Raw genomic sequence first — 1,002 nt, 5'->3', positions numbered from 1 at the left:
TCTCCGGAATTTGAGCCTGTTTATCTCGCTCTCTAACTCTTCCTGCCGGCTCCGGAGCTCTTTCTGTCTCATCTGAAGCCCGTGTATCTCTTCCTGAAGCTCCTGTTTCTGCTTTTTCAGGTGCCGGAGTTCTTTCAGAAGCCGGTTGCGGACCGAAACGGCCTTCTGAAGTTCTGTCTCCTTCTCCTGAAGTTCTTTCTCCAACTGCTGTTTCCTGTTCTCCAGCTCCCGGAGCTCCTCTGTGAGCTTCCCGGTCCTCTCTGAGAGTTTCTTCAGCCTCTCTAAGCTCACGCTCCAACTCCTCTAAGGCACTCAGGTAGAGCCTGAACGTGGCTTTCATCTTTTTGTCCAGCCTAACTGCTACAAGACCGTATTTCGGGTGGTTTACTACGGCATACATCCTGTCCCTTTTTAAGATTCTGCCAAAGGGGGAGAGCTCTCCTGCTTTCTTTTCCGTTATTTCTATGCCTTTAGAGGTGAGAAACTCTATGGCTTCCTCTAAATCTCCCTGTTTTATGAGCTCTGAAGCTATGAAAACGGCCTGTCTGACGTATTCCTTGAAGCTCCTCTCTGGAGCGTGGAGCTCTACCTGGTGCTTCCAGTCCTGCGTGGGTGTTCCTTTCCGGAAGTTTCTGGCTACCTCTCTTTCTCTGGCGTTCATGAAGGGGCGGAGCTCTCTTATAACGGTTCTCTTCAGGTCGTAGAACTCTTTCTGGCTGAGATGTCTGAGCTTTCCGTCCGGGTCTGCGCTTTCTACGACGTGGACTGCCGTTCCGTGGTCTTCCTGATGGACTGCGTAGAGGTGATACCTGTAAGGGTCGCTGAAGATGGCCTCTATCCGGTCAAGGAGTCTTTCTATCTGCCTCTGCGTTAGGTGGTGGCCGAAGGAGATGACAAAGTGCTGGGTCTTGCAGTTTCCCTGGTGGATTAGAAGGTGTCTGTTGAACTCTCTCGCAAGCTCTCTTTTGAGCTCTGCCGGGAGCTCTCCGGGTCCTAAAAGCA

Annotated in this window: 1 protein-coding gene; it reads right to left on the bottom strand. The window is 51.6% G+C overall.

Annotated elements, in window-relative coordinates; genetic code table 11:
• The coding region (locus MV985_RS01375) for a hypothetical protein (protein ID WP_297458973.1) at positions 1-1,002 on the bottom strand (1,002 nt) is incomplete at both ends.

This window comes from Thermococcus sp., from assembly GCF_027012695.1.
GTDB lineage: Archaea > Methanobacteriota_B > Thermococci > Thermococcales > Thermococcaceae > Thermococcus.
This window is presented reverse-complemented; position numbering and strand designations above follow the sequence as displayed.